This is a genomic window from Methanosphaera cuniculi (genome assembly GCF_003149675.1).
Lineage (GTDB): Archaea > Methanobacteriota > Methanobacteria > Methanobacteriales > Methanobacteriaceae > Methanosphaera > Methanosphaera cuniculi.
The window spans coordinates 130,402-153,026 of the sequence record NZ_LWMS01000044.1; the positions used below are offsets into that span (position 1 = coordinate 130,402).

General features: G+C 30.6%; 29 protein-coding genes. 1 reads left to right on the forward strand and 28 read right to left on the reverse strand.

All coding sequences use genetic code 11. From position 1 onward, the window contains the following. Positions 1-8 precede the first annotated feature (8 nt). From rpmD to MSCUN_RS06995, 25 genes are all read right to left on the reverse strand, one after another. Entirely contained in the window at positions 9-467 is a 459-nt protein-coding gene (rpmD, locus tag MSCUN_RS06875) for a 50S ribosomal protein L30 (RefSeq protein WP_095609290.1), read from the reverse strand. Positions 468-493: 26 nt separating this feature from the next. Next, positions 494-1,174 carry a 30S ribosomal protein S5 gene (locus tag MSCUN_RS06880; protein ID WP_095609291.1) on the reverse strand — a complete coding sequence of 227 codons (681 nt, stop codon included), beginning with the start codon at positions 1,172-1,174 and terminating at the stop codon, positions 494-496. Continuing rightward, positions 1,171-1,752, reverse strand: a complete 582-nt coding sequence (locus tag MSCUN_RS06885; RefSeq protein ID WP_095609292.1) for a 50S ribosomal protein L18 — start codon at positions 1,750-1,752, stop codon at positions 1,171-1,173. Before MSCUN_RS06885 ends, MSCUN_RS06880 begins: the two co-directional genes overlap by 4 nt. 2 nt (positions 1,753-1,754) lie before the next feature. Further along, positions 1,755-2,213 carry a 50S ribosomal protein L19e gene (locus MSCUN_RS06890; protein WP_095609293.1) on the reverse strand — a complete coding sequence of 153 codons (459 nt, stop codon included), beginning with the start codon at positions 2,211-2,213 and terminating at the stop codon, positions 1,755-1,757. Between the two features lie 122 nt (positions 2,214-2,335). Next, positions 2,336-2,665: a 50S ribosomal protein L32e gene (locus tag MSCUN_RS06895; RefSeq protein WP_095609294.1), complete on the reverse strand. Its 330-nt coding sequence runs from the start codon at positions 2,663-2,665 to the stop codon at positions 2,336-2,338. A gap of 23 nt (positions 2,666-2,688) precedes the next feature. Next, positions 2,689-3,246 (reverse strand): 50S ribosomal protein L6, encoded by a 558-nt coding sequence (locus MSCUN_RS06900; protein ID WP_095609295.1) that lies wholly within the window; start codon positions 3,244-3,246, stop codon positions 2,689-2,691. An 18-nt stretch (positions 3,247-3,264) separates the two neighbouring features. Further along, positions 3,265-3,657 (reverse strand): 30S ribosomal protein S8, encoded by a 393-nt coding sequence (locus tag MSCUN_RS06905; RefSeq protein ID WP_095609296.1) that lies wholly within the window; start codon positions 3,655-3,657, stop codon positions 3,265-3,267. Between the two features lie 21 nt (positions 3,658-3,678). Next, a complete protein-coding gene (locus tag MSCUN_RS06910; protein WP_394338965.1) occupies positions 3,679-3,837 on the reverse strand; it encodes a 30S ribosomal protein S14 in 159 nt (52 codons plus the stop codon). Then, positions 3,838-4,347, reverse strand: coding sequence for a 50S ribosomal protein L5 (locus MSCUN_RS06915; RefSeq protein WP_095609298.1), 510 nt, complete (start codon positions 4,345-4,347; stop codon positions 3,838-3,840). A gap of 2 nt (positions 4,348-4,349) precedes the next feature. Continuing rightward, positions 4,350-5,081, reverse strand: coding sequence for a 30S ribosomal protein S4e (locus MSCUN_RS06920; RefSeq protein ID WP_095609299.1), 732 nt, complete (start codon positions 5,079-5,081; stop codon positions 4,350-4,352). A 2-nt stretch (positions 5,082-5,083) separates the two neighbouring features. Beyond that, positions 5,084-5,443, reverse strand: a complete 360-nt coding sequence (rplX, locus tag MSCUN_RS06925) for a 50S ribosomal protein L24 (RefSeq protein ID WP_095609300.1) — start codon at positions 5,441-5,443, stop codon at positions 5,084-5,086. 18 nt (positions 5,444-5,461) lie between these two features. Continuing rightward, positions 5,462-5,860, reverse strand: coding sequence for a 50S ribosomal protein L14 (locus MSCUN_RS06930; protein ID WP_095609301.1), 399 nt, complete (start codon positions 5,858-5,860; stop codon positions 5,462-5,464). Between the two features lie 5 nt (positions 5,861-5,865). Continuing rightward, positions 5,866-6,186 (reverse strand): 30S ribosomal protein S17, encoded by a 321-nt coding sequence (locus MSCUN_RS06935; RefSeq protein ID WP_095609302.1) that lies wholly within the window; start codon positions 6,184-6,186, stop codon positions 5,866-5,868. 5 nt (positions 6,187-6,191) lie between these two features. Continuing rightward, the gene (rnp1, locus tag MSCUN_RS06940) at positions 6,192-6,473 is read right to left on the reverse strand and encodes a ribonuclease P protein component 1 (RefSeq protein ID WP_095609303.1); all 282 of its coding nucleotides are present in this window, start codon (positions 6,471-6,473) and stop codon (positions 6,192-6,194) included. Positions 6,474-6,646: 173 nt separating this feature from the next. Further along, positions 6,647-6,952 (reverse strand): stress response translation initiation inhibitor YciH, encoded by a 306-nt coding sequence (gene yciH, locus MSCUN_RS06945; RefSeq protein WP_095609304.1) that lies wholly within the window; start codon positions 6,950-6,952, stop codon positions 6,647-6,649. 7 nt (positions 6,953-6,959) lie between these two features. After that, entirely contained in the window at positions 6,960-7,169 is a 210-nt protein-coding gene (gene rpmC / locus MSCUN_RS06950) for a 50S ribosomal protein L29 (RefSeq protein WP_095609305.1), read from the reverse strand. 13 nt (positions 7,170-7,182) lie between these two features. Then, a complete protein-coding gene (locus MSCUN_RS06955; RefSeq protein ID WP_095609306.1) occupies positions 7,183-7,932 on the reverse strand; it encodes a 30S ribosomal protein S3 in 750 nt (249 codons plus the stop codon). 6 nt (positions 7,933-7,938) lie between these two features. Next, on the reverse strand, positions 7,939-8,403 hold the full coding sequence (locus MSCUN_RS06960; protein ID WP_095609307.1) for a 50S ribosomal protein L22: 465 nt from the start codon (positions 8,401-8,403) through the stop codon (positions 7,939-7,941). A gap of 18 nt (positions 8,404-8,421) precedes the next feature. Then, on the reverse strand, positions 8,422-8,832 hold the full coding sequence (locus tag MSCUN_RS06965; protein WP_095609308.1) for a 30S ribosomal protein S19: 411 nt from the start codon (positions 8,830-8,832) through the stop codon (positions 8,422-8,424). A gap of 18 nt (positions 8,833-8,850) precedes the next feature. Next, positions 8,851-9,576, reverse strand: a complete 726-nt coding sequence (locus MSCUN_RS06970; protein WP_095609309.1) for a 50S ribosomal protein L2 — start codon at positions 9,574-9,576, stop codon at positions 8,851-8,853. A gap of 30 nt (positions 9,577-9,606) precedes the next feature. Further along, entirely contained in the window at positions 9,607-9,867 is a 261-nt protein-coding gene (locus tag MSCUN_RS06975) for a 50S ribosomal protein L23 (protein WP_095609310.1), read from the reverse strand. A 6-nt stretch (positions 9,868-9,873) separates the two neighbouring features. Next, positions 9,874-10,653, reverse strand: a complete 780-nt coding sequence (rpl4p, locus tag MSCUN_RS06980) for a 50S ribosomal protein L4 (protein WP_095609311.1) — start codon at positions 10,651-10,653, stop codon at positions 9,874-9,876. A gap of 18 nt (positions 10,654-10,671) precedes the next feature. Continuing rightward, positions 10,672-11,685, reverse strand: coding sequence for a 50S ribosomal protein L3 (gene rpl3p, locus MSCUN_RS06985; RefSeq protein ID WP_095609312.1), 1,014 nt, complete (start codon positions 11,683-11,685; stop codon positions 10,672-10,674). Between the two features lie 94 nt (positions 11,686-11,779). Then, positions 11,780-12,622: a putative RNA uridine N3 methyltransferase gene (locus tag MSCUN_RS06990; RefSeq protein ID WP_095609313.1), complete on the reverse strand. Its 843-nt coding sequence runs from the start codon at positions 12,620-12,622 to the stop codon at positions 11,780-11,782. 207 nt (positions 12,623-12,829) lie between these two features. Next, on the reverse strand, positions 12,830-14,329 hold the full coding sequence (locus tag MSCUN_RS06995; RefSeq protein ID WP_095609314.1) for an acetyl-CoA carboxylase biotin carboxylase subunit: 1,500 nt from the start codon (positions 14,327-14,329) through the stop codon (positions 12,830-12,832). Positions 14,330-14,761: 432 nt separating this feature from the next. Between MSCUN_RS06995 and MSCUN_RS07000 the strand changes: the two genes are divergently transcribed. After that, the gene (locus MSCUN_RS07000) at positions 14,762-15,730 is read left to right on the forward strand and encodes a biotin--[acetyl-CoA-carboxylase] ligase (protein ID WP_095609315.1); all 969 of its coding nucleotides are present in this window, start codon (positions 14,762-14,764) and stop codon (positions 15,728-15,730) included. Between the two features lie 274 nt (positions 15,731-16,004). On the opposite strand, the gene MSCUN_RS07005 is transcribed toward MSCUN_RS07000, so the two are convergent. The 3 genes from MSCUN_RS07005 to MSCUN_RS07015 form a co-directional block, all read right to left on the reverse strand. Then, a complete protein-coding gene (locus MSCUN_RS07005) occupies positions 16,005-17,699 on the reverse strand; it encodes an Eco57I restriction-modification methylase domain-containing protein (protein WP_170104105.1) in 1,695 nt (564 codons plus the stop codon). 147 nt (positions 17,700-17,846) lie between these two features. After that, a complete protein-coding gene (locus tag MSCUN_RS07010; RefSeq protein WP_095609317.1) occupies positions 17,847-22,292 on the reverse strand; it encodes a beta strand repeat-containing protein in 4,446 nt (1,481 codons plus the stop codon). A 29-nt stretch (positions 22,293-22,321) separates the two neighbouring features. Then, on the reverse strand, positions 22,322-22,561 hold the full coding sequence (locus MSCUN_RS07015) for a hypothetical protein (RefSeq protein WP_095609318.1): 240 nt from the start codon (positions 22,559-22,561) through the stop codon (positions 22,322-22,324). Positions 22,562-22,625: the final 64 nt, after the last annotated feature.

A 22,625-nucleotide genomic window follows, 5' to 3' on the forward strand; every position in this document is an offset into this window, starting at 1 on the left:
CATACACCCTAGATCATTTTTTCAATTAATTCATTAATATTTTCAGATCTGTAACCAAGTGATCCGCCTTCTGTATAAGGTTTTTTAGTACCTTCATAACCTTTTCTAGGTGGGTTTAAACGGAAGATTGGTTTTAAACCTGCATCTTTCATTGTTGTTTCTTGGTTAAATATTGCTGTTGCTAATGCATCAACTGAGTCATAGTCAGTGTTTTCTTTAACATATTCATCAGTTACTCTTTTATCACCTGGAAGTCTTCCACGTACACTTATTAATTCTTTAAGTGTATCTTCTGAAATTTCTCCCCATGTGATGTAATCTTTACCTTTTTGAAGCATTCCATCATAACTTGGTGTTTCTGGAATTACTGTAGCATGGCTGATTCTTGTAAGATTGAGCATGTTAAGGTTGTCTGCTATATTCTTTTTAATTCCGGTTCTTCCACGAACTCTTATTACTGCATACATATTATTTCTACTCCTTACATTAAATCTTAGATTACTCCAAGTTCTTTAAGTTCTTTTTCTGATGCTTTTACACTGGATAATGCTTTAAGAGCGTCAAATACTGCTCCTGCAAAGTTAATTGTAGTCTGTGTTTGTCCACGTGTCATAGACCATACATCTGCTACTCCTGCAAGACCAAGTATAGTTTTTCCTACATCTCCAATAGCAAGTCCTACTCCTGCTGGTGCTGGGATAAGTGTTACATTTACACTACTCATTTTACCATCAACTTTATATGGTACGGTGTGTCTTCTTCCACATCCACAACCCCAATCTCCACAACCTCTTTGTACTTTAATTAGGTTGTATTTTGCTTCGTCAACTGCTTTTCTGATAGCAGGTCCTACTTCTTGAGATTTACCTTCTCCAAGACCTACGTATCCATTTCTGTTTCCTACAGCTACGATTACTCTAAAGTTAACTTTTCTACCAGATTTGTGCATTCTTTGAACAAGGTTAACATCCATAACTTCTTCTTCAAGATCTGGTAATAGTGCGTCAACAATTTCTAATTCCATTATTGGAAGTCCTTTTTCTAATATTTGATCAATATCTGTGATTTCACCGTCTTTTACTTTACGTCCAAGTTCGGTTTTTGGTTCCCAGTTTTCCATATTGAACCTATTAGAGTTGTTCTTGTTGTTTGATCTATTTGATCTTTTGCTCATTGTGTTGCCTCATCTATTTTTTCTTTAACGCTTTCGAAATGATCTGGTATTTCTTCTGGAGATAATCCACATCTTATATAATTTGCGAATTTAACGTTTTTCTCATCTTCATCCATACTTTTTGCATATTCTGCAATGTGTTCTCCTCTGATTCTGGATTCATCAGGTAATACAACATCATTGTGTGGTACTTCTAATCCAGCATCTAGTGCTCCTTTTAATGCTGCATATATTTTTGTACCTCTAATTGATGGTTGAAGTCCAATATCTAGTATGGTTTCATCAAATCCTTCAGCTAATGCTTTTTTACCAAATAAGTATCCGGTTAAGTAAGCAGCGGATGTGTTTTTACCATTTCCTAACCATCCAAATTCTTTTAATTGTTTGGAGTTAGCTGAAACTAGTGTTTCATCACCGTTTTCTCCGATTTTAATTAATTGAATAATTGTATGATTAGAAGTAACTCTAACAACCATTCTTGTTTTATTAAGGTCTACTAATTTATATCTTTGATTGTAATTAGTTTTTCCTTCTCTTCTTCTTTTGAAATGTACTTTATAAGTTGCGCTACGTGCCACTTCTATTCCTCCACTTCTTTAAGCATTCCGTGATCTTTTGCATAAGTTTTCATGTAAGATTTACTTCTGAATGATCCACCTTTTGCCATATTATATAATTTACGATAGGTTGTTCTATCAATTTCATCGTTTTCACGCATATCTTTTAGAACAACTCTAAGTGCACGAATGGTACTCATCCATGCTTGTTTTTTAGGAGTTCTTGCGTGTTTTGCCCCTTTTCTACTACCTTGACCTTTTCTTCTTCCTTTACTTTTTTGTTCAGCGTTCTTTTTACTTCTAAAACTGCTTATTCCATTAACAGGTTTTGCTTTGATGATTCCATCATTGATCAAAGCTTTAATACTGTTTCTTGTGATTGCTCTTGAAACTTCTTCTATGTGTTCTGGATCAATCCATACCCTGTTGACTCCTACTTTTAGGATTTTTGCAGCTAATTTTTTCTGTGTAGTAAGATTCATGAAAATCCTCCTAATAATAAAATAATAAATTATTAAATTATAAGTAATTAGATTAAATAGTTTTGTAATGTATTCAAATAATATAAACCCTTTATTGAACCATTACAGTAGTTAATTTAATCTTAATTTAATAATTTTACCCCTAATGTTTTAGCTTCTGCTTCTATTGCTTGTCTTTTTCTTTTTCCTACTGCTGCTGCTATTCTTGCTGCATCAGTTTCAGGATTTAAAGCTTTGATTTGTTCAACATTTTCAACTAGTATGTCATTGTAACCTGAAGGATGTAATCCTCTGGTTGCTTTTGGACAACGGTATCCAATTCTAGCCATTGCTGGTTTACGTGCTTGGTATCGTCGTCTTTTACTTAGTTTACCTCTAGGTCTACGGTAACTATCACCAAGTTTTTTATATCTCCAATATTCTTGTCTTTTGAAGGTTGGTTTTTTAGTCATAAGTAACTTCCTCTATTAAATTTTTATTCATCTATTTCTTCCTGTTTTTTATCCACTAAGTAGATTCCGTCTTGGAATATACGAGGGTCTCTTCCTTTAATTTTGGTTGCTTGTTCAATGTTTGCCATTGTTTGACCAACATGTTCTTTGTTAACACCAGTAATTGTTACATTATCCCCTTTTACTGATACTTTTACATCATCACCAATAATTTTTGCTGTACGTGGACTTCTTTCTCCAAGGAAGTTGTCTATTGTTACAAGTTTACCTTTTACTTTCACTGTCATAGGGAAGTGAGCGTAAACAATTTTCATTTTGTAAGTAAAACCATGTTTTACACCATATATCATATTTGTAATATGAGATCTGATTGTTCCAACCATAGCTTTATCTTTTTTATTTGGGAATGCTACGGAAACTGTAACTTCATCATCATCTTTAGATACAGTGATATTATTATGGTCGAAGTTTCTCTTAATTTCTCCGCCATCACCTTTAACTGTTACATCTGAACCATCTATGGTTACTGTAACTCCTTCTGGGATAGGGATTGTCTCTGTAATTTCTGCTAAATTAACCATTATTTTTCACCTAAAAATTTAATATACATATACTAATAATCTTCCACCAATACCTGCTTCTTTAGCTTCGTGGTGTGTCATTACACCTTGAGGTGTTGTTACAATTAGTATACCAAAGTTTTTTGCTGGTAAGTATCTTTTCTCAAAGTCTTCGAATTCTGTATTTTTTACAGCATGACGTGGTTTGATAACACCACATTTGTTAATGTTACCATTTAATTCTACATTAAATATACCAGCTTTTCCATCATCAACTAATTCGAAATTTCCTATATAATTTTCCTTTTGCATTGTACTTAATACGTGACCTATGAGTTTTGATGCTGGTCTTATTGTACAACTATCATTGTGTTGTAACTCATTGTTTCTTATATTTGTTAATGCATCTGCAAGAGGATCCATAAGAGTCATTCTTTAAACACTCCTTCAATTTTAGTTATATTTTTTAAATCCGATTTTTGGAGCTATTTCTCTAAAGCATTGACGGCATAAGTTAAGTCCGTATCTTCTTACAATAGCAGAATGATCTCCACATCGACTACATTCTCTAGCTGCTTTTCCATATTTTTTTGCCACAAGTTTCACCTTCATCTATTCTTCTATGTTAACTTGGAATTTTTCTTTCATTAATTCCATTGATTCTTCTTTTGTTACGCGTTGTGTTTGTGGTATTTTTTTAGGTCTTAATCTTCTTTCTTTGATTCTGTGACCTGGTTTTTGGAATGTTACAGAAACATCCATACCGAAAATTCCTATATCAGGGTCGTATCTTACACCAGGAATATCAATATGTTCACGAATACCGAAGGATACATTTCCTTCTTCATCAAATTGTGAAGCTTTTATTCTGTTTTCTAGTCCACTTAAAACCATGGAAATAATTTTATCAGCTTTTTCTCCTCTAAGTGTTACTTTACATGCAATTGGTTGTTTTTTTCTTATACCAAATTCAGGGTTTGTAACTTTTGAGTATGTTCTAACAGGTTTTTGATCTACAAGAGTTTCAATAAGTTTTTCTGCTCTTGTTAGTTTTTCTCCACCTTCACCTACACCAATGTTTACAGTTGCTTTTGCAATGTATGGTTTTTCCATTACGTTCATGACTAGTCATCTCCTAATAATGATATAACTGGTTTGTCATTTCCTACAACAAATACATAATCTGCAAGTGTGATAAATGTACCATCTTCTGTATCCATTAATACAGTGTTTGCTTTGGATGATTTTGTAATGTTAATTTCACGAATGATTCCATATTCACCTGTGTGTTTACCACCAGTAATTAATCCAATTGATCCTTCTTCAAATTTTATTGAATCTGAAATTTTTTGATCAGGAATATTTAATAGTAATACATCACTTGTGTTGTATTCTGTTGCATCATCTACGATAACATTTCTTCCATCATGTAAGTTTAGTTGTGTTTTTCCACCTTTAATTGTGGTTTTATCTTCTATACTTGCAAGTTTGAATGTTGAATCTTTTTCATCAATATCTTTTAGTACTAATCTTCCTTTTTCATCTTGTAGTAATCTGAAGCTTTTATTAATTTTTGGTATTGAGATAATATCCATGAATCCCACTGGGAATCTGTGATCTTTTCTTGGTGTACCATCAACTAATACATCACCATTATTAAGGATGATTTTAGCTTCACGAGTATTTTTTGCTACTCCTAAAATTTCTCTTAAAACCATTACAAGAGGTATTGATTTATCTAAAGCATGTGGTCCTGCACTTGACTTGGTTGTCCAAGTTTCTTCTTTTTTGTGAATAGGCCATGTTTTTGGTGCTTTATATCTTTTTAAGTGTTTTCTTGATCCCATATTTGCCATGTTTATAACTTCCTATTTAATGCCTCATTACGTCTTTCGTCATCTAGATATATTTCAGTGATAACTAAGTTTGATGGGTGAATTGGTTGATATAATTTTGAACCATCTTGTTTTTGACTTGATGCTCCATCAACTAGAACACGGTATCTTTTAAGATCTACACCTTCAACTTTTCCTTCAGTTCCTTTAAAGTCACCACGTACTATTTCAACTTCATCTCCTTTACGTACAGGGAATGATCTTCTGTTGAACTCTTTTCTAAGTGCATCTGATAAGTGTACACTCATTGAGTTGTGACGTTTGTGTAGTGGTGCTGTATATAATTCTTTACGTTGTTTTCTTGGTTGTTTTGATTTTGACATAAAAAATATCTCCCATGTTTATACGATTATACTTGCAGCACTACCAATTGCAGGCCAGAGATCTGCAGCTTCTTTAGCAATAGGTCCTCTTACTTCTGAACCTTTAAGTACTCCATCTTCTGTGATGATTACAGCTGCATTATCTTCAAATTTAACTCTTAGACCATCTGCTCGTCTGAATTCTTTTTTCTGACGTACAATAACTGCTGTTGTTACTTCACGTCTCATGTCTGCTGTTCCTTTTTTAACTGAAACAACTACCATGTCACCGACTCCTGCAGTTGCAAGTCTTCTTCTTACTCCTTTAAATCCTTTTACGGATATAATTTCTACTTCACGTGCTCCGGTATTGTCTACACATTGAAGTCTAGCACCGATTGGAAGTGATTTGGAGACACTTGATGTTATTGCTTTCATAGTATCTATTCTCCTTCTTTAACTTCTACTAGCACAAAATGTTTAGTTTTACTTAGTTGTCTGCATTCTGCAATTTTAACAGAATCTCCAACTTTTACGTCAAGACAATCTGGTTTGTGTGCTTGTATTTTAGATTTTCTTTTTTCGTATCTTTCATATTTTTTAATGTACTTATAGAAACTTCTTTCTACTGTTATTGTACGATCTGCCTTATCACTTGTAACTGTTCCTTCTATAATTTGACCTCTCACAGGGAGTTCACCGTGAAATGGACAGTTAGGATCTTGACATTCTTTTTCTGGTTGCTCTACATTAATGCCTACCATATTATTCACCTAATTTTATTAAATTTCTTCTTTATCCGGTCTTCAGGGCGGGCTACAATATATTTTCCTTCGACTAAAACAATCTTATCTTCAGGTAAGTAGAGTTTAAATTCCACTTGGTCTTTAATAAGACGTTTTTCATCATCACCCGTATCTACAACTAGTGTATTACGTGTTTCATCTATAATTTTCCCTTTAATTCCAACACATTCTTTATGGTTACTATCTGTAACTTCAATAGTTAAACCAATAAATTCATGTCGAAATACATTTTGTGGAGTTATCATTGTTTAAAACACCCACATTATTAATTTAATTAATGTTCCCTGGATTTTTAAATAAAAAATTATTTATACCAAAATAGCTGGCTTTTTTTTATCATCTTTTTTTTATTTAAAAATTCTAATTTAAATCTTCACTTTTCACAAATAAGATCTAAAAAAATTTATCTCTTTTAATCCTATTTGATTTCTATAGTATCTGAGGAAAAACCCATTCCTGCAAGTACTTCTTTAACTTTACGTTTATGGTCTCCTTGAAGCTCAATTTGACCTTTTTTGGAAGTACCTCCACAAGCACATTTAGATTTAAGAGTTTTTGTTAACTCACGTATATCTATATCATGTTCATCAATTCCTTCAACTATAGTCATAAGTTTACCAAATCGACGACGTACTGTATATACTTTAACCTTTTGAACTTCACGTGCTATTTCCTCACAGACACATAAGTCTTCTGGAAGACCGCATATTTCACAGATTTTCATCTCTAGTTTATTCTCCCTGTTTTTGTTTTTCTTCATTCATTATAGTAAGAACACGGGCAATAGTTCTTCTAGTTTCTTTGATTTTACCAGGATTGTCCACACCAGATACTGAACCTTTTCCAATTAATGTATCATACTCTGCATGAAGTTCATTAAGTTTGTTTTGAAGTTCATCTAGGCTTAAATCTCTTAGTTCTTTACTTCTTAAAATAACCATAACGAAATTCCCCTTATTCTTCTAATGTTTCCATTACTTCTTCTGTAATTTCTTCGATTTCTGATTCATCTGCAAGTTCTTCAAGTATATCTTCACCAGTAATTTCTTCTTTAATGGTGTCAACACTTTCTTCACTATTTGCTGCTGGTTTAATTTCTTCAACTTCTCCATCAGCTTCGATGATTTCTATGTTATCAGGTAAAACTACTTCAGGTGGCATGATTCTTACATAAATTCCAAGTACTCCAGGTTTAAGTTGTACTGTTGCAAATCCTTCTTTTACGTGTTTTATTGAAGGTTCTCCACATTTTTTTATGTAACCATCATTGAACTTTGCACAAGCTGATCTTGAACCTCTGATTTTACCAGAAATTGTAACTTCTACCCCTTGAGCTCCAGCAGACATAATTCTTCTAATAATAGAATATGCTACACGTCTAAATTGCATTCCTCTTTGAAGCATTGCAACAACTTTATGTGCCATGATTCTTGGATTTAATTCTGGAATTTCAACTTCTTTAACTTCCACTTGAGGATTTTCTAGGTCGAAATTGTTTTTAAGTGTTTTTGTAATTGATCTTACAGTTTTTCCACCACGACCGATAACCATACCAGGTTTTTCAGCATAAACAATAACCATTGTTCCTACAGGTGTAACTTGAATATCCATTCCACCGTAACCTGCACGTTCTAGTTTTTCTTCTAGATATTCATCTATTCGTGTTCTTTTTAATCCTTCTTTTACGAAATCTTTTTCAATCATGTGTATTTAGGCCTCCCCTAATACGATTTGAATGTGTGTAGTAGGTGTGTTTGAAGGGCTTGCTCTACCAAATGCTCTTGGTGTCCAACCTCTTATAATTACCCCTCTATTTGCAGATGCATGAACTAATTTAAGGTTTTCTACATCTAAGTCACTGTTTTCTGCGTTTGCTTCAGCATTTTCTAAAACTTTAAGAATTGCAGCAGCTGCTTTAACAGGGTATCTTCCTGATGACCATCCTACAAGTTCTGATCTGTGACCAACTTTTTTGTTGTGTCTTTTAAATGGTACAACTGTTTTTTTAGCAACAACATCTTCTAAGAATGCTTTAGCATCTTCTAAGTACATGTTACGAATAGATCTACAAATTTCCACAGAGTGTTTTGGAGATATTTTAAGGTTGTGACCTGCTGCTTTTGCTATTTTTTCATCAGGTTTTGGTTGATATGAGTAAGTATTTTTCTTTGCCATATATAACTATCTCCCTATCTATTTAAGTGGTACAAACATTGATGATCTTGTAGCTCCCATACCTGGGTCTCCGTGTTGTACTCTTCCACGAGTTTGTGCAAACTCTCCAAAGTAGCATCCAATCATTTCTGGTTTTATTGTAACTTCTATGAAGTCTTGTCCATTGTAAATACCAAATGTGTATCCTACCATGTTTGGAAGTACAATCATGTCACGACAATGTGTTTTTATAACTATTGGTCTTCCACTATCATTTTTCATGTCTTTAACTTTTTCCATTTTTTCAAGAACTTTTTCTTGTCTTGGTAAAAATCCTCTTTTAAGAGATCTTCTTTGTCTTGATGGTAATAATTCTATAACTTCATCAAGTGACATATCTTGAAGCTCTTCAAGAGTGTATCCTCTAAATTTAAAAATCTTACGAGCCAATTAAGTGCCTCCTTTATCCTATCGTCTTTTACCTGTACGTCTAGCTGCTATGGAACCAACTTTTCTACCTGCAGGTGCATGTCTTGAGATAGTAGTAGGTCTTCCTGGGTGTTGTCTGTTACCTCCACCGTGTGGGTGATCTACAGCGTTCATTGCAACCCCTCTAACAGTCATCATTTTCTTACCTTTAGCTTTTAAAGCATGGTATCTGTTACCAGCTTTAAGGAATGGTTTATCTTTACGTCCTCCACCTGCTACAACTCCTACAGTTGCACGACTTCTAGGGTTAAATGCTTTTAATTCACCAGATGGTAATTCTATCATTGTTTTACCAACATCGTGGGTGATTAATGATGCATATGTACCAGATGATCTTACGAATTTTCCACCATCTCCAGGGTTGTTTTCAATGTTGAATACTGGAGTTCCTTCTGGAATTTCACTTAATGGTAATGTGTTTCCTGGTTCTACAGGTGCTGATACACCTACTTCTATTTCATCATCTATTGCAATACTTTCTGGTGCAAGAACTAATTTTTCTTCACCATTTTCAAATTTAACAATTGCAACAGGTGCTGATCGTCCAGGATCGTGAATAATATCTGTAACTATACCTTTTAAACTTCCTTCACGTTCAAATTTATCATATGATCGGTATGCTACTTTTCCTCTGAATCTGTGTGATGAACTACGATATGTTGGAGTTCCTCGACCTCTTCTTTGAATAATCAATCTTTTTCCCATAATCATTCCTCCTATTAATATTTACTATCTTTAGAATACACCTAAACTTATAGCTATATCTTCAGCTATTCCAGATTCTTCTACTTCAATAGTAGCTACTTTTTCTCCTCTAGGAGTAATGTGTGTATTTACACTTAATACTTTTGTTTCGTATAATTCTTGGAAAGCATCTTTAATTACTCTTTTATTAGCAGATCTACGAACAACAAATGTGATTTTGTTTTCATCATAAATTTGATTCATTGTCTTTTCTGATAAACGTGGTTTTATTATTACTGAATATGGATCCATAATAAACTAACTCCTATTTTGTTGGAATAAATCTCCAAGCTTTTCTATAGCAGATTTTGTGTAAATTGTTAATCTTCCTGCGTGTGTTCCTGGTGCAAGTAATTCAGCATTGATATTGTTTACTTCTACAACATCTACTCCAGCATGGTTACGTGCTCCGAGTTTGATTCCACGGTCATTACCAACAACTACAAGAGGTCCACTTGGTGTTCTGTATTTTCTTCCTCTTAGTTTTCCTTTACCAGATTTAATTTTTCTTCCTTTTTTAGCTCTTACAATATCATCCATGATACCTAAGTTTTTGAAGATTTCTCTGGTTTCTTTAGCTGTTTTAATGGTTTCTAATTCATCATCTACAATGAAAGGTACTTGTTCAAGATTTGAAACTTGATGTCCTCTTTTTTCAACTAAGTTTTTATTAGCTGTTGCTGCAATTGCAGATCTGATAGCTAATATTCTTTCTTTTTTATTTACTTTTTCATGATAAATTGTATTTACTCGTGGAGGGTGTGCTTTTCTACCACCAATTGATTGTGGTACAAATGCTGCTTTTGATGAACCTTTTACACGAGGTACCATTGCAACTCCTCTACCGGAACCAAAAGACTCTGCTGTGGTTCTTTTACCAGCCATTGGATCTGATCCCCATGGTTGGATTCTTGCGGTTTGTGAAGAAATTACAGCTCTTTTAATTACATCAGGTCTGTATGTTTCCTCAAATATTTCTGGGAGTTCAATTTCGTCAGTGACTTCGCCTTTTAATGAATAAACGTTAACTTTTGCCATAATAATCACTCTTTATATTTAGACTCCCTGTTTTGAAGTTGTGCTTATGTAAGATATTTCTGGAGCTGTTGCATCTTTACTTGCATTTCTTACTCCTTTTCTTAAAACAACTAATCTTTTGGATGGTCCTGGTAATGAACCTTTAACTACTATATAATTGTTTTTAACAAGTCCATATTTTACAAATCCACCATCTGGGTTTATTAAATCAACCTCAGATTCATTTCCTATTTTCAGGAGTTTTTTATTATATTCTGTTCTTTTATGATAACCCATTTGACCTTGCATTGCTACGGTCCACATTGTTCTATTAGGTGTCCATGGACCAATAGAACCAACGTGTCTTTCTATACCACTACGTGCTGCTTTACCATATTGGATTCTTACACCGAATCTTTTTACAGGTCCTTGAACTCCTTTACCTTTGGTGGTTGCTATTGCATCTGTAAATTCTCCTTCTTCAAATACATCTTGAGGAGTTACTTCTTGTCCTAATACACTTATTGCATAGTCAAGTTTATCTTGTACAGTTTTTCCACCTACACCGAATTCAAGTACTTCTGGTTTTTTCTTAGGCACACTGGTGAGTTTTGGTTTTGTGTGAACTAGAACTCTTATGTCAGCAATTTCATCGATTCTGCTTTTTAAATCTTCAAGTTTTGATTCCACATCTTCAAATTTTGGAACTGAGATTTTTCTTGATAATTCTTCATCTAAATTATCATTTGCGAGTACATCGGTTAATGTTTTTAATCCGTATGTTGTTTTTGTGTAAGCTCTAATTCCCAACACTACTAAAGGTGGTGCCTCTAATATTGTAACTGGAACTGATAGTTCCATGTTTTCTGTTGGAGAACCTTTTCTAGAATCCAGAGCCGTCACGTGGGTCATACCCACCTTGTATCCTGCGAATCCGAGCAGTCCAGCCTCGTCAGATTCTGGCCAGGTACTTACACTAGGTGTTTCCTTAGCCACTCTTTTACGTGGACTGAATGCAACCGATCCTTTTCTTGGTTGGTGATGTCTAGTCATGTCATTTTCTCCTTTATATTTAAAATTTTATCTAATAAATAATGTTCTTATTAAAACATCGTTATTTACAAAAGTTATTTTTACATAAAGTACCCTATTCTAGATTTAAAATATTAAAAATTGCTAGTGTACTAACTAATGCTTCCTCAGTCCTAACGGTTTCAGTACCTTGTTTAGGAACTGTGTTAATCTCATAATCAAGTTTTCGCTCATTTATTAAGCTGTTTATTCCAGAGTATGGACCTCCAAATAAAATAGCAACATGTTGAGCTTGTTTGATACTGTTTTGAACCTCATCAAGAATAGAAATAATGTTAGGAGCATATTTTGATGTACCAATAACCAAGTCTGGTTTATTTTTCATCATGGTTATGCTGTCATAGAGGTTACGGTCACTAGTAATTGTCTTATATCCCCAATAAACGCTATCAGGTTCATCAGGTTCAACTAAAATTTCTTTACCTAGTCTTTCAATTCTAAAGCTAAGTACTTTATTAACACTTAGTTTCTCTTTACATAATGCAGGACGATCTAATCCAATATCTACTATTGTTCCTTTACGGACACGTTTGGTTGTTAGACCTTGTCTAAAATCTCCTACTTCACATTCATCTGTTAATGGATGATGTGGAGTTCTAAGTGGTGGAAGTATTCCTACATTTTTCAGCTCCGGTGTAATCGGAAATACTTGTTTTCTTAAGTATTGAGGTGTATCCATGTATTCTAGGATAGTTTTCATATAGAGAGCATCATCCCTACTACCTCCGTCTGAATTATCATTGTAAATAACTATGTTATTAGCCCTAAATAGAGCAGCGTATCTTCCTAATAATCCAACTTTATATGTTCTAATTTTTGAATCTTTTGTCTCTGCCAAATAACTATTTGGTATGAATATTGATAATTTTTCCATAATAGATTCTCTATTTAAAAACATATTAAAAATTTTAGGAAAGATAAGTATCAGTTGGAATACTATTATATATATAACTTTTAAACTATATATAAGTTTGTTATTTATAAAACAAAAAATTATAAAAAAAAGTATATTAAATAACTAAAAAATCATTTAAATTAGCTAAAAATAAATAAGAGGGGGTGAATTATAAAAATAAGTTTAATTAAGTTCAAACTTTATATTTTATTATTGATTAGCTCTTTTATTATTTTCTTCAACAAGTCTGTTCATATAACTATTTACAGATGTTGAAATTGCTGCAACCTTCTTAGGTGGAAGGAATGTGGATTTATATTTACGTATCTTTTCTTCATCTTCAAGAACAACTGCTTCAATTGCAGATATAAGTTCAGGTCTATTTTCTTCAATAAAGCTTGTATCAAGATTTGCTTTTTTGAAGTTTTCATTTTGCATTAATGCTTTATGGAATGGTATTGTAGTTTTAACACCAAGTACAATAAATTCATTTAAAGCACGAGTCATACGAGCAATAGCTTCTTCACGATTATTTCCATGTACAATAAGTTTTGCAATCATTGAATCATATATTGATGGAATTGTATATCCATTATATACTCCACTATCCATACGTACACCAATTCCACCAGGAGAACGGTAACCTACAATCTTACCAGGTGTTGGTACAAAATCATTAAGTGGATCTTCAGCATTTATACGACATTCAATTGCATGACCATTTACATGAATATCATCTTGAGTATAACTTAATCTTTCTCCTGCTGCTACTTTTATTTGTTCTTTTACTAAGTCTACTCCAGTTATAGCCTCAGTAATAGGGTGTTCTACTTGTATTCTTGTGTTCATTTCAAGGAAGTAATAATCACCATTTGAATACATAAATTCAATTGTTCCAGCACTGTTATAATCTACACTTTTTGCTGCTTTTACTGCAGATTCACCCATTCTATCACGAAGTTCTTCTGTCATTATTGGTGATGGTGCTTCTTCAATTAATTTTTGATGACGTCTTTGTATTGAACATTCACGATCACATACATGTATTGTATTTCCATAGTTATCAGCCATAATCTGGAATTCTATGTGTCTTGGTCTTTCAACATATTTTTCCATATATACAGTTCCATCTCCAAATGTAGCTTCAGCTAGGTTTTGTGTTGATTCAATAGCACGTACTAGTTCATCTTCTTCATATACAACACGCATACCAATTCCTCCACCACCGGCTGAGGATTTAATTATTACAGGATATCCAATTTCTTTTGCTCGAATTTTTGCTTCATCCATATCAATTATTGGTTCTTTATCCCCTGGTACTGTTGGTACACCTATTTTATTCATTAATTGTTTGGATTTTATTTTATCTCCCATTGTTTCTATCGCATTTCGTCTAGGACCAATTAATGTCATACCATTTTCTTCACATCTTTCACCTAGTATTGGGTTTTCTGATAAAAATCCATATCCTGGGTGTATTGCATCAGCTCCTGTATCTATTGCAATATTCATTATTTTATCAATGTCAAGGTATGATTGTGCTAGTACTGATGAATTTAGTGCTACTGCTTCATCTGCATATTTTGCAAAGAGTGCTGTTTTATCAGCATCAGAATATATTGCTACAGTATCTACACCTAATTCTTTACATGCTCGTGATATACGTATTGCAATTTCTCCACGATTTGCAATTAATACTTTATCAAACATTTTAAACTTATATCCCCCTAATTATTTTGTTTGTTAATTATCAGTTTTTTTCTCTAAAAATTTTGTATGATTATTTATATAATAATAAAATAAAACTTAACTTATTTTTTATCTAAAATCTTTTTGTTTAACATAAAAAAAATTCTTTATTTCCTCTTTTGTTTTTTCTATCATACATTATATTAAGATATATATTATATATGATATTTAATTAATATAATAATTTAGTATTAAAGATAAAGAAAATTATAAAATACATAAGACTTAATAATATTTATAACATAAAATAGAATAAATATAAAAAATAATAATCCTTTTTAATATTATAAGTTAATATAAAAAAAGGAAAAATAAAGTTAAGCATCAAAAAATAACAAAATAATTTAAAAAAATTTATTTTTTTTTAAGAGCACATTTTTTTGGGTTATAGAAATGATAAGAAAAAAAATACTTAAAAATATTGAAGATACATACACAACAGAACAAGAATTATTAAAAAGCCTAGATATAACACATGAAAAATTAAAAGAACACATCTTAAAATTAAAAGATGTAGGCTATAAAATAGTATATGATGAAGAAAAAGGATATAAACTACAAGAAACACCTGATATCCTAGCACCATATGAAATAAGTCGAGGACTAAAAACTGAAAAAATAGGAAATAGCATTCACTTCTATGACGAATTAGAATCAACAAATGATACAGCAAAAAAATTTGTAAAAGAAGATGCAAAAGAAGGAACAGTAATCATTGCTGAAAAACAAACTGCAGGAAGAACAAGAAAATACGATGGATGGGTATCACCAGAAGGTGGAATCTACATGACCATCATCCTAAGACCAGATGTACCACTAATTGAAGCATCAAAACTCACAATTGTAACAGGAGTAGCAATAGCAAAAACCTTACATGACAAATTTGGAATAAATGCAGGAATTAAATGGCCAAATGATATACTTATAGATGATAAAAAAATAGCAGGAATACTAACAGAAGCTGTGACAAACTACTCAACAAGTGAACTTGAAGCAGTACTTGTAGGAATTGGAATCGATGTAAACATAGAAGATGAAGATATCCCAGAAGAACTACAAGATGTAGCAACAACAGTTAAAAAAGAAATTAACGAAGAATTAAAACGAGCAGATATTCTACGTGTATTCTTATACATCTTCGAAGAATTATATGAAGAATTTAACAAAGGAAACTTCAAATACATAGTATCAGAATGGAGAAGATTATCATCAACAACAGGAAACAGAGTAAAAGTATATAAAAATGGACGAGTACTATTTGCTGATGCTGTAGGAATAACCAACGAAGGAATACTAATTGTAGAAAAAGATGATGGAAAACTTGAAAAAATAACATCAGGAGAAGTAGAAATACTAAAATAAAAAAAAAGTGTAGTTAAATACACACTTCTCATCACCCTCTTTTAATTACTTTTTTTTTAAATATTTTTTTTGGGATAAGTGATTTTTCTTATTAATGGTTATTTACTAAAAAATTATGAAAATCATCTGGGATGTAATGCTTATTTTACTTATTGATATAAAATTTAGGATAATATATTAGAATAATAAAAAAAAAGTCTTCTATTTTTTTTATGATAAAAAAAAGAAAGGTAAAATTAGAAAAGAAATTAATTTCCATTCTTTATAGGGGAGATTATATTAGCATAATTTGTTCAAGATAATTTTCAATCACGTCAACTTCATGGTATGATAAGCCAAATAGACTATAAACTAGGAAATTAAGCTTATATTCAAGGAAAATCTTCTCATCATTATCTTTATAATCATGATTAATTAGTTTATCAACATTTTCAACAATTAAACACATACGTGCTTCATCAGGAATGACAAATGGAAGTGTTTCAATGTTATCTTTTTTAACTGATGTAACTTTACCTAGAATATTCATCTTCATATGAACTAGAAACTTATATACTTTAGAATTAAACATTGCATATAATAATTTAAGCATATTAGTATCATCACATGTAATCATACCCAGATTATCAAATAGGTAATAATTCTCATCATCCCATATTGCAAAAATTTCACTATTTAAAAGTGGATATATAATCTTTGGATTTTCATATATCTTATAATCATTACGATAGTCTTTTATTTCAAATCTTTCATTTTTAATATAATCATGTTCATTGAAGTATCCATCATTAGGATAACTTTCACCAAGTTCATGATACAGGTAATTTTTAATAAAAGGATATTCATCTATTTGAATATTAATATCATCACGCAAGAATATTACATATCTGTTATCTTCTTTAATGCTATTTTTACTAATATCACATCCTTTAATTACAGGCTTAATAAAATGTGAACTTTCAGGTTCATGATACATTAGATAATTATAAGTTTCCTCATCAATAATAAAATCCTTATTAAAATGAGCATGTACACCTCGATGTGTTATTGTAAAATCAAAGTCTCTTACATATTCATGACGTAGCATAATATCATCATATACTTCAAAAATCTCCCGATTAAAAAAGTTAAAACGAAGATCATTAAGATAATTCTGATTTAATGTAAACTTATTATTAACATTAATCATGTCATTTGATTTATTTATTTTAGAAAGTGTAATCATACATAAATCACTAAGAAATACACTAGTTTTATCCATGTTACGATAATCAAAAAATGAATCAATAAAGTATGTTAAAAGATAGCGTCGAATCTTTTTTTGAGCAAGACTATTAAGAAACATATTAGGTGAAATAAATGATAAAACACCATTATCTTTAAGATTATTCATAGCTTTTTCAAAAAAAAGTGAATAAATATTTTTAATATTAGAATATGTTAAATAATTATCTGCTAAATATTCACCCCAACTTTTCATACTCTTTTTATCATAATTAAAGCTAATATTACCAAGACAAATGTCAAAACCACCATTATTAATAATATTATTAAACATATCAGACCACCTGAATGCATCAGGACATATTAATGGATCTTCAACTAATGCATTAGCATGAATAATTTTAGCATGAAAATAATAAGTAGTAAAATCTGGAATATATTCATTAAATATCTTAGTTAACTTAAATTTACATTCATCAATATTATGTTTATCACGGTCAATTCCATGAATTGAATCATAAACCATCCAAGCATGTTTAGTCATATTAGGATTTTCATCATATTGCATGAGCTTTTCATGAATCTTAAAAAGCAATCGTGTAACATCAATTAAATACCTACCATTTCCACAGTTAGGATCAATAATGCGTAAAATCATAAGCTTATCTTTTAGTACATCAAGCATATCATTTTGGTTATATGAATCAATAAGCTCATCTACATTATGTACCTTATTATCATCCAATTTAAGATAATTCAAAATAACATTCTCAAACATAATAAAAATATATATGTTCAAAGCAATATTAAAAGAATTAACATGTTAATAAAAAATATAAAAAATAGTATTAAAAAAAATTAAGTGGGGGTTAAAATGTAGTATAGAATAATTCTATACTTTTGCTTTTAGATTATCGTTTGCTGTTATTTGTGTTGCGTTTTTGCTCTGTTTTACTTGTGTATTTTGTACCATGAAATTTACTTTTATTTCATTTACATTGTATTTCTTGTTTGGTCCTGATATTATTGTTAATGTTTTTATACCATTACTTAGTTTTATATCTTGTGCTATTGTGATTGTTCCGTTTTCTATTACCATACGATCAATGAATGTTTTTCCATTGATTTTTAGTGTTACTTTTGTTCTTACTGCTACATCTTTGTTTGTTATTGCATCTTTAATATCTGCTTTTATCATGAGTTTTCCATTTTCATAGTATACACTTGTTGGTTGTATAAATACATTTGATGGTATTATTGTTACTGTTTGATTTACTTCTACACGATCATAGTTACCATTTGAGAACACAGCAGTTAATAAGTAATCTTTTGCTGCATAATTACTTGGTATTGTGTATACTAATGTTGCTACACCATTTATTACACGTACTTTTATTCTGTTTCCATTTGCATCTTTTAGTGTTACACCATTAAGTTTGAATGCTACATATCCATCTTTTATAAGTTCACCTTTATCAGATATTACAGCAGTAAGTGTAATACTTTGACCTGCATAAATTTCAGAATTAACAGTAACTTGTATTTGAGCATCTCCTTTAAGGATGTTTAATGTTTGTGTGTTGTTTTCAACTGAGGAGTATATTCCTTCAGGATCTACATAGTTCATTGTTAATGTTATGCTATGTGCTTTTACATTTACAGGTACTGTGATTTTGGTTCCATTTTCAACTTTGTATGTTTCTCCATTTACATCTACTGTATATGTTCCACTTACAGTTTGATTATATAAACCATATAAACTTAATGTAATATTTCCATCTTGATTATATTTAAGTGTTGAATTTGTTACATTTACAAATACATGGAATGGTGCATCAGGTGTGTTTCCTGATACTGATTTTGCTACTATTGCTTCATTTCCAAGAATTGATTCACCTTGTGAATCTGTTACATTTATAGCATTTCTTGAAGCTGTTGATCCTAGTGCATATATTAATGGTGTTCTTCCATTTAATGGTGTATCTACTGTTACATTAATATTATTTCTAGTTATTGTGTATTGACTGTTATTTCTTTCTGTTGTCATAACTACTACTGGATTTTTAGCTGTTACTGTTATGTTGTTATTTGTGAAACTAGCTTGTGATGATGTGTAATTTGTTTCATTTAATAATACAACATTATCAGCTGTCATGATAAGATTATTTCCTCTGAAAGATAAGGATGAATCATTATTTTTAAGCATTAAAATATCTTTTCCTGTTATTGTTATATTATTAGTGGTGAAGTCTAATGATCCTTTTTCTGAATCTGCAAATATTGTTTTATTTTCACCTTTTAAAGTTACATTACTGTATGTTAAATGGAATGTTGATTGTAAGCTTGTTGTATTTGAGTATCCATTTAATTTTACAACTGTTGGATTTACACCTTCAACTGTTACATTTGAGTAAAGTAAACTTAAAGTTGAACGGTAGGTATTTCCTTCTGTAGTCATAGCTATAAATGCTGGTTGTTCTCCTGTTACTTTTATGTTTGAGTACATAAGTGTTATTTCATTTGATGATGTTATATTTAGTATGAATGCTGTTTTATTTGTATTTACTATATTTATGTTTTCAAGTCTTAATTGATATCCTGTTTTCATATCTCCAATATATGATATGGTTGTATTATAGAATGTGTAATTTCCTTTATTAATTATTGGAATATATTCATTAATTTTTATATTTACACCATATATATCTGATTTTAAGTATATTTCAGTTCCATTTGTATATGTGATGTTTAATAATCCATTTTTATCAAATAATTGGTTATATGTGTCATTTTTAAGTATGTATATTGTAGGTGTATTTCCTAATAATGTGATATTTTCACAATTTGCATCTTGTGATACTGATGTATCTCCACCATAGGTTTCATTACCTATGAGAGTTGAATTTATTACTGATGAATTTTTTACATTTTTAAGTTCAATTGTATTATTTGAAGTTGTATTTGCAGTAAGTCTTACTATTTCTACATTGTTACTGTTAACTACTTCTATTGGGTTAGTTGAATTTGACATAGAATTTGATGAGTTAATTAATACATTATCTGAATCTGTAATTATTAGTGCTGATGCATTTATTGCATTTATTGTATATCCATTTGATATAATGTTTTTACCAACTAAAGTTATTGCTGAGTTATCTGCAATGTTTTGTTGTGATGTTACATTAATTGTATTACCTCTGGTTGTAAGATTTTCTCCATTGAAGTATATTCCATTTACTTGTTGTGTTGTGTTAATTAGTATTTTGTTTGATGAAATTACAGGATTCATGTATTTATCTGCAAAATTAACTGTTATTCCTGCTGCATTTTTAGATGTAATACTAATTTGATTTGATTGAATTTCTTCTTTTAATCCTGTTTGTGTTGCATTTGCTGCAATTATTCCTTTTGCATTATTATCTGATGTGATATTTATTTTATTTGAAGAGATTGTATTGTTGTTTGTATTTCCATTAATTAGTATACCTTGTGCATCTTCTGTTGTTTCAAGTTTAATTGTATTTGAATTTAATGCTGTTAAGTTAATATCACCATTAAGTGCTATAGCTGTTGCTTTTGATGCTTTAATATTTATTGTATTTGATTTTACTATATTGTTTGTAATTTTATTATTTGCTGTGAATACTATTGCTTTTACTTCTCCATTTGAAGTTGCATTTATATTAACGTTATTTATATTGTTATTTGATGATGTGATTTCTATTACATTTAATGAACTGTCAGCTTGTTCATTATTTTTTATAATATTTACATTACTTATAAGTGTATTATCACCATTTACAAGGATTGTTGTTGATACTCCTGTATGTGTAATATTTACATTGTTTATTTTATTTTTTTGTGTGTTTAGAACTATTGCATTTGCATTTTCTGTATTCATCTGGATATCTGATATCCATACTAATGAATCATCACTTACTGTAATTGTTCCATTATTTAGTAATGCATCTTCACCTGTTATTGTTACTTTTTTATTTTTAATAATGAAGTTTTTATTATTAAATACTCCTTGGAAGTTTAATTTTGAGTAATCTGTAACATTTGCGAGAATATTTCCATCAGCATCAAAGAAGTTTGAATATGTACCATCTGTTATATTATATACTACTCCTGTTTCAGGTGTGTTATTTTCATATGTATTTGTAGTTTTATCTATAACTACTGCATCATCACCTGCTTTAGGTCCTGCTGTAATTATGTTATTTATAATAGTGTTATTTGATGTTTTAACATTTAATGCTAAATTTTCACTACTTGCTATAACATTATTTTTAAGTGTTATATTTCCTTGTGTTACTTGTACTAATCCTGTAATATTGTTATTTTCTATTATTGAGTTTACTGCTAATTTATCTGATACTGTAATATTTGTTAAATTATTATTTCTAAGTTGTGATGTTCCTCTTATTGTTGTTGTACCTTTAACTATATTATTTTCTACAGTTGAATTTGAAACAGTTAATCCACCTGATATTGTATTGTTTATGTATGTGGAATTTGCAAATACAGCAGTCATATCACCATTTAGAAGTTTGTTATTTCTAAATGTTTGGTTATTTACTACTCCTCCACCCCATTGGGTTGAAAAACCACCTGATACTATTGTATTGTTATCAAAAACATTGCCCACACCTGTAATTACTACAGCCATTGATGTTGCACTAAGTGATGCTGGCATTATTCTACAGTTTTTAATAGTGTTATATGAGTTGAAAATTGGGTCTATTATATTAACATTAAATGTTGTTAAGTAAAGAAGATTTCCTACTTGACCTTCTGCTCTTATTGTACAGTTATCTATTGTACAGTAGTTTGCTGCTGCAATTACAAATGAACTACTTCCACCATTATTTTTTGTTGAAATGTAAGAGTTTTTTAATGTTATGTTTTCAGCATAGTCTCTTATTGTTGTTTGACCTACTCCTGAACCTACTCTTTGATCTTCTACAACTGCTGATACATTATCTATTACAACATGTTTTACAGCACTAATCCAGAATTGTGTATTATGTAGGTTTATTCCTGTAATATTTGTATGATCTGCACCTGTTATTATAGCAAAGCTGGATTCTGGACTTTCTCCAAAGTAGTTTCCTGCTGTTGTGTTAAGATCTATTAATGAATCTTGTGTTGATGAGATTATATTTACAGGTTTGTTAATTGATATTGTGAAGTTTTTTCCTAGACCTGATATTTTTCCTTGAATATCAAGTGTATCTCCTTCTGTTACATTTTCAGGTAGTGTATAGTTATTTTCTGCTTTAAAGTAATCTTTTATTGTTGTGTTTGTTATTATGTGTGTTTGTACTTTTTTCACAGTTTTATTAGTTGTTGTGTCTTTTTTATTTAATTCTTTTTTTTTTCATTTTTTGTTACTTGTGATTCTTTTTTAATCACTTTTTTTTCTTTAACATCAGATTTTACATCTTGTATTTCTGATATATCTGACTGAATATCTCCTGTAGCTTGAATAGTGTCTGATACTACATTTTGATTATCAGTTACATCTGCTGCATTTATTGAAGATACAGCAAAAAGTAAAATCATTGATATTAAAAGAAATTTTAATACATTTGATTTAGACATAATAAATTTCACTCCATTTAAGTATTATTTATTAATTTTAAAAAATACTTAAAATATATATAAT

What these genes read in the sequence shown, in the direction of transcription:
- rpmD (WP_095609290.1), bottom strand. Translation starts at nt 467, where the DNA reads ATGTATGCAGTAATAAGAGTTCGTGGAAGAACCGGAATTAAAAAGAAT.
- MSCUN_RS06880 (WP_095609291.1), bottom strand. Translation starts at nt 1,174, where the DNA reads ATGAGCAAAAGATCAAATAGATCAAACAACAAGAACAACTCTAATAGG.
- MSCUN_RS06890 (WP_095609293.1), bottom strand. Translation starts at nt 2,213, where the DNA reads ATGAATCTTACTACACAGAAAAAATTAGCTGCAAAAATCCTAAAAGTA.
- MSCUN_RS06895 (WP_095609294.1), bottom strand. Translation starts at nt 2,665, where the DNA reads ATGACTAAAAAACCAACCTTCAAAAGACAAGAATATTGGAGATATAAA.
- MSCUN_RS06900 (WP_095609295.1), bottom strand. Translation starts at nt 3,246, where the DNA reads ATGGTTAATTTAGCAGAAATTACAGAGACAATCCCTATCCCAGAAGGA.
- MSCUN_RS06905 (WP_095609296.1), bottom strand. Translation starts at nt 3,657, where the DNA reads ATGACTCTTATGGATCCTCTTGCAGATGCATTAACAAATATAAGAAAC.
- MSCUN_RS06910 (WP_394338965.1), bottom strand. Translation starts at nt 3,837, where the DNA reads ATGAAGGTGAAACTTGTGGCAAAAAAATATGGAAAAGCAGCTAGAGAA.
- MSCUN_RS06915 (WP_095609298.1), bottom strand. Translation starts at nt 4,347, where the DNA reads ATGAACGTAATGGAAAAACCATACATTGCAAAAGCAACTGTAAACATT.
- MSCUN_RS06920 (WP_095609299.1), bottom strand. Translation starts at nt 5,081, where the DNA reads ATGGCAAATATGGGATCAAGAAAACACTTAAAAAGATATAAAGCACCA.
- rplX (WP_095609300.1), bottom strand. Translation starts at nt 5,443, where the DNA reads ATGTCAAAATCAAAACAACCAAGAAAACAACGTAAAGAATTATATACA.
- MSCUN_RS06930 (WP_095609301.1), bottom strand. Translation starts at nt 5,860, where the DNA reads ATGAAAGCAATAACATCAAGTGTCTCCAAATCACTTCCAATCGGTGCT.
- MSCUN_RS06935 (WP_095609302.1), bottom strand. Translation starts at nt 6,186, where the DNA reads ATGGTAGGCATTAATGTAGAGCAACCAGAAAAAGAATGTCAAGATCCT.
- rnp1 (WP_095609303.1), bottom strand. Translation starts at nt 6,473, where the DNA reads ATGATAACTCCACAAAATGTATTTCGACATGAATTTATTGGTTTAACT.
- yciH (WP_095609304.1), bottom strand. Translation starts at nt 6,952, where the DNA reads ATGAAAATCTGTGAAATATGCGGTCTTCCAGAAGACTTATGTGTCTGT.
- rpmC (WP_095609305.1), bottom strand. Translation starts at nt 7,169, where the DNA reads ATGGTTATTTTAAGAAGTAAAGAACTAAGAGATTTAAGCCTAGATGAA.
- MSCUN_RS06955 (WP_095609306.1), bottom strand. Translation starts at nt 7,932, where the DNA reads ATGATTGAAAAAGATTTCGTAAAAGAAGGATTAAAAAGAACACGAATA.
- MSCUN_RS06960 (WP_095609307.1), bottom strand. Translation starts at nt 8,403, where the DNA reads ATGGCAAAGAAAAATACTTACTCATATCAACCAAAACCTGATGAAAAA.
- MSCUN_RS06970 (WP_095609309.1), bottom strand. Translation starts at nt 9,576, where the DNA reads ATGGGAAAAAGATTGATTATTCAAAGAAGAGGTCGAGGAACTCCAACA.
- MSCUN_RS06975 (WP_095609310.1), bottom strand. Translation starts at nt 9,867, where the DNA reads ATGGATCCATATTCAGTAATAATAAAACCACGTTTATCAGAAAAGACA.
- rpl4p (WP_095609311.1), bottom strand. Translation starts at nt 10,653, where the DNA reads ATGGCAAAAGTTAACGTTTATTCATTAAAAGGCGAAGTCACTGACGAA.
- rpl3p (WP_095609312.1), bottom strand. Translation starts at nt 11,685, where the DNA reads ATGACTAGACATCACCAACCAAGAAAAGGATCGGTTGCATTCAGTCCA.
- MSCUN_RS06990 (WP_095609313.1), bottom strand. Translation starts at nt 12,622, where the DNA reads ATGTTTTTAAATAGAGAATCTATTATGGAAAAATTATCAATATTCATA.
- MSCUN_RS06995 (WP_095609314.1), bottom strand. Translation starts at nt 14,329, where the DNA reads ATGTTTGATAAAGTATTAATTGCAAATCGTGGAGAAATTGCAATACGT.
- MSCUN_RS07000 (WP_095609315.1), top strand. Translation starts at nt 14,762, where the DNA reads ATGATAAGAAAAAAAATACTTAAAAATATTGAAGATACATACACAACA.
- MSCUN_RS07015 (WP_095609318.1), bottom strand. Translation starts at nt 22,561, where the DNA reads ATGTCTAAATCAAATGTATTAAAATTTCTTTTAATATCAATGATTTTA.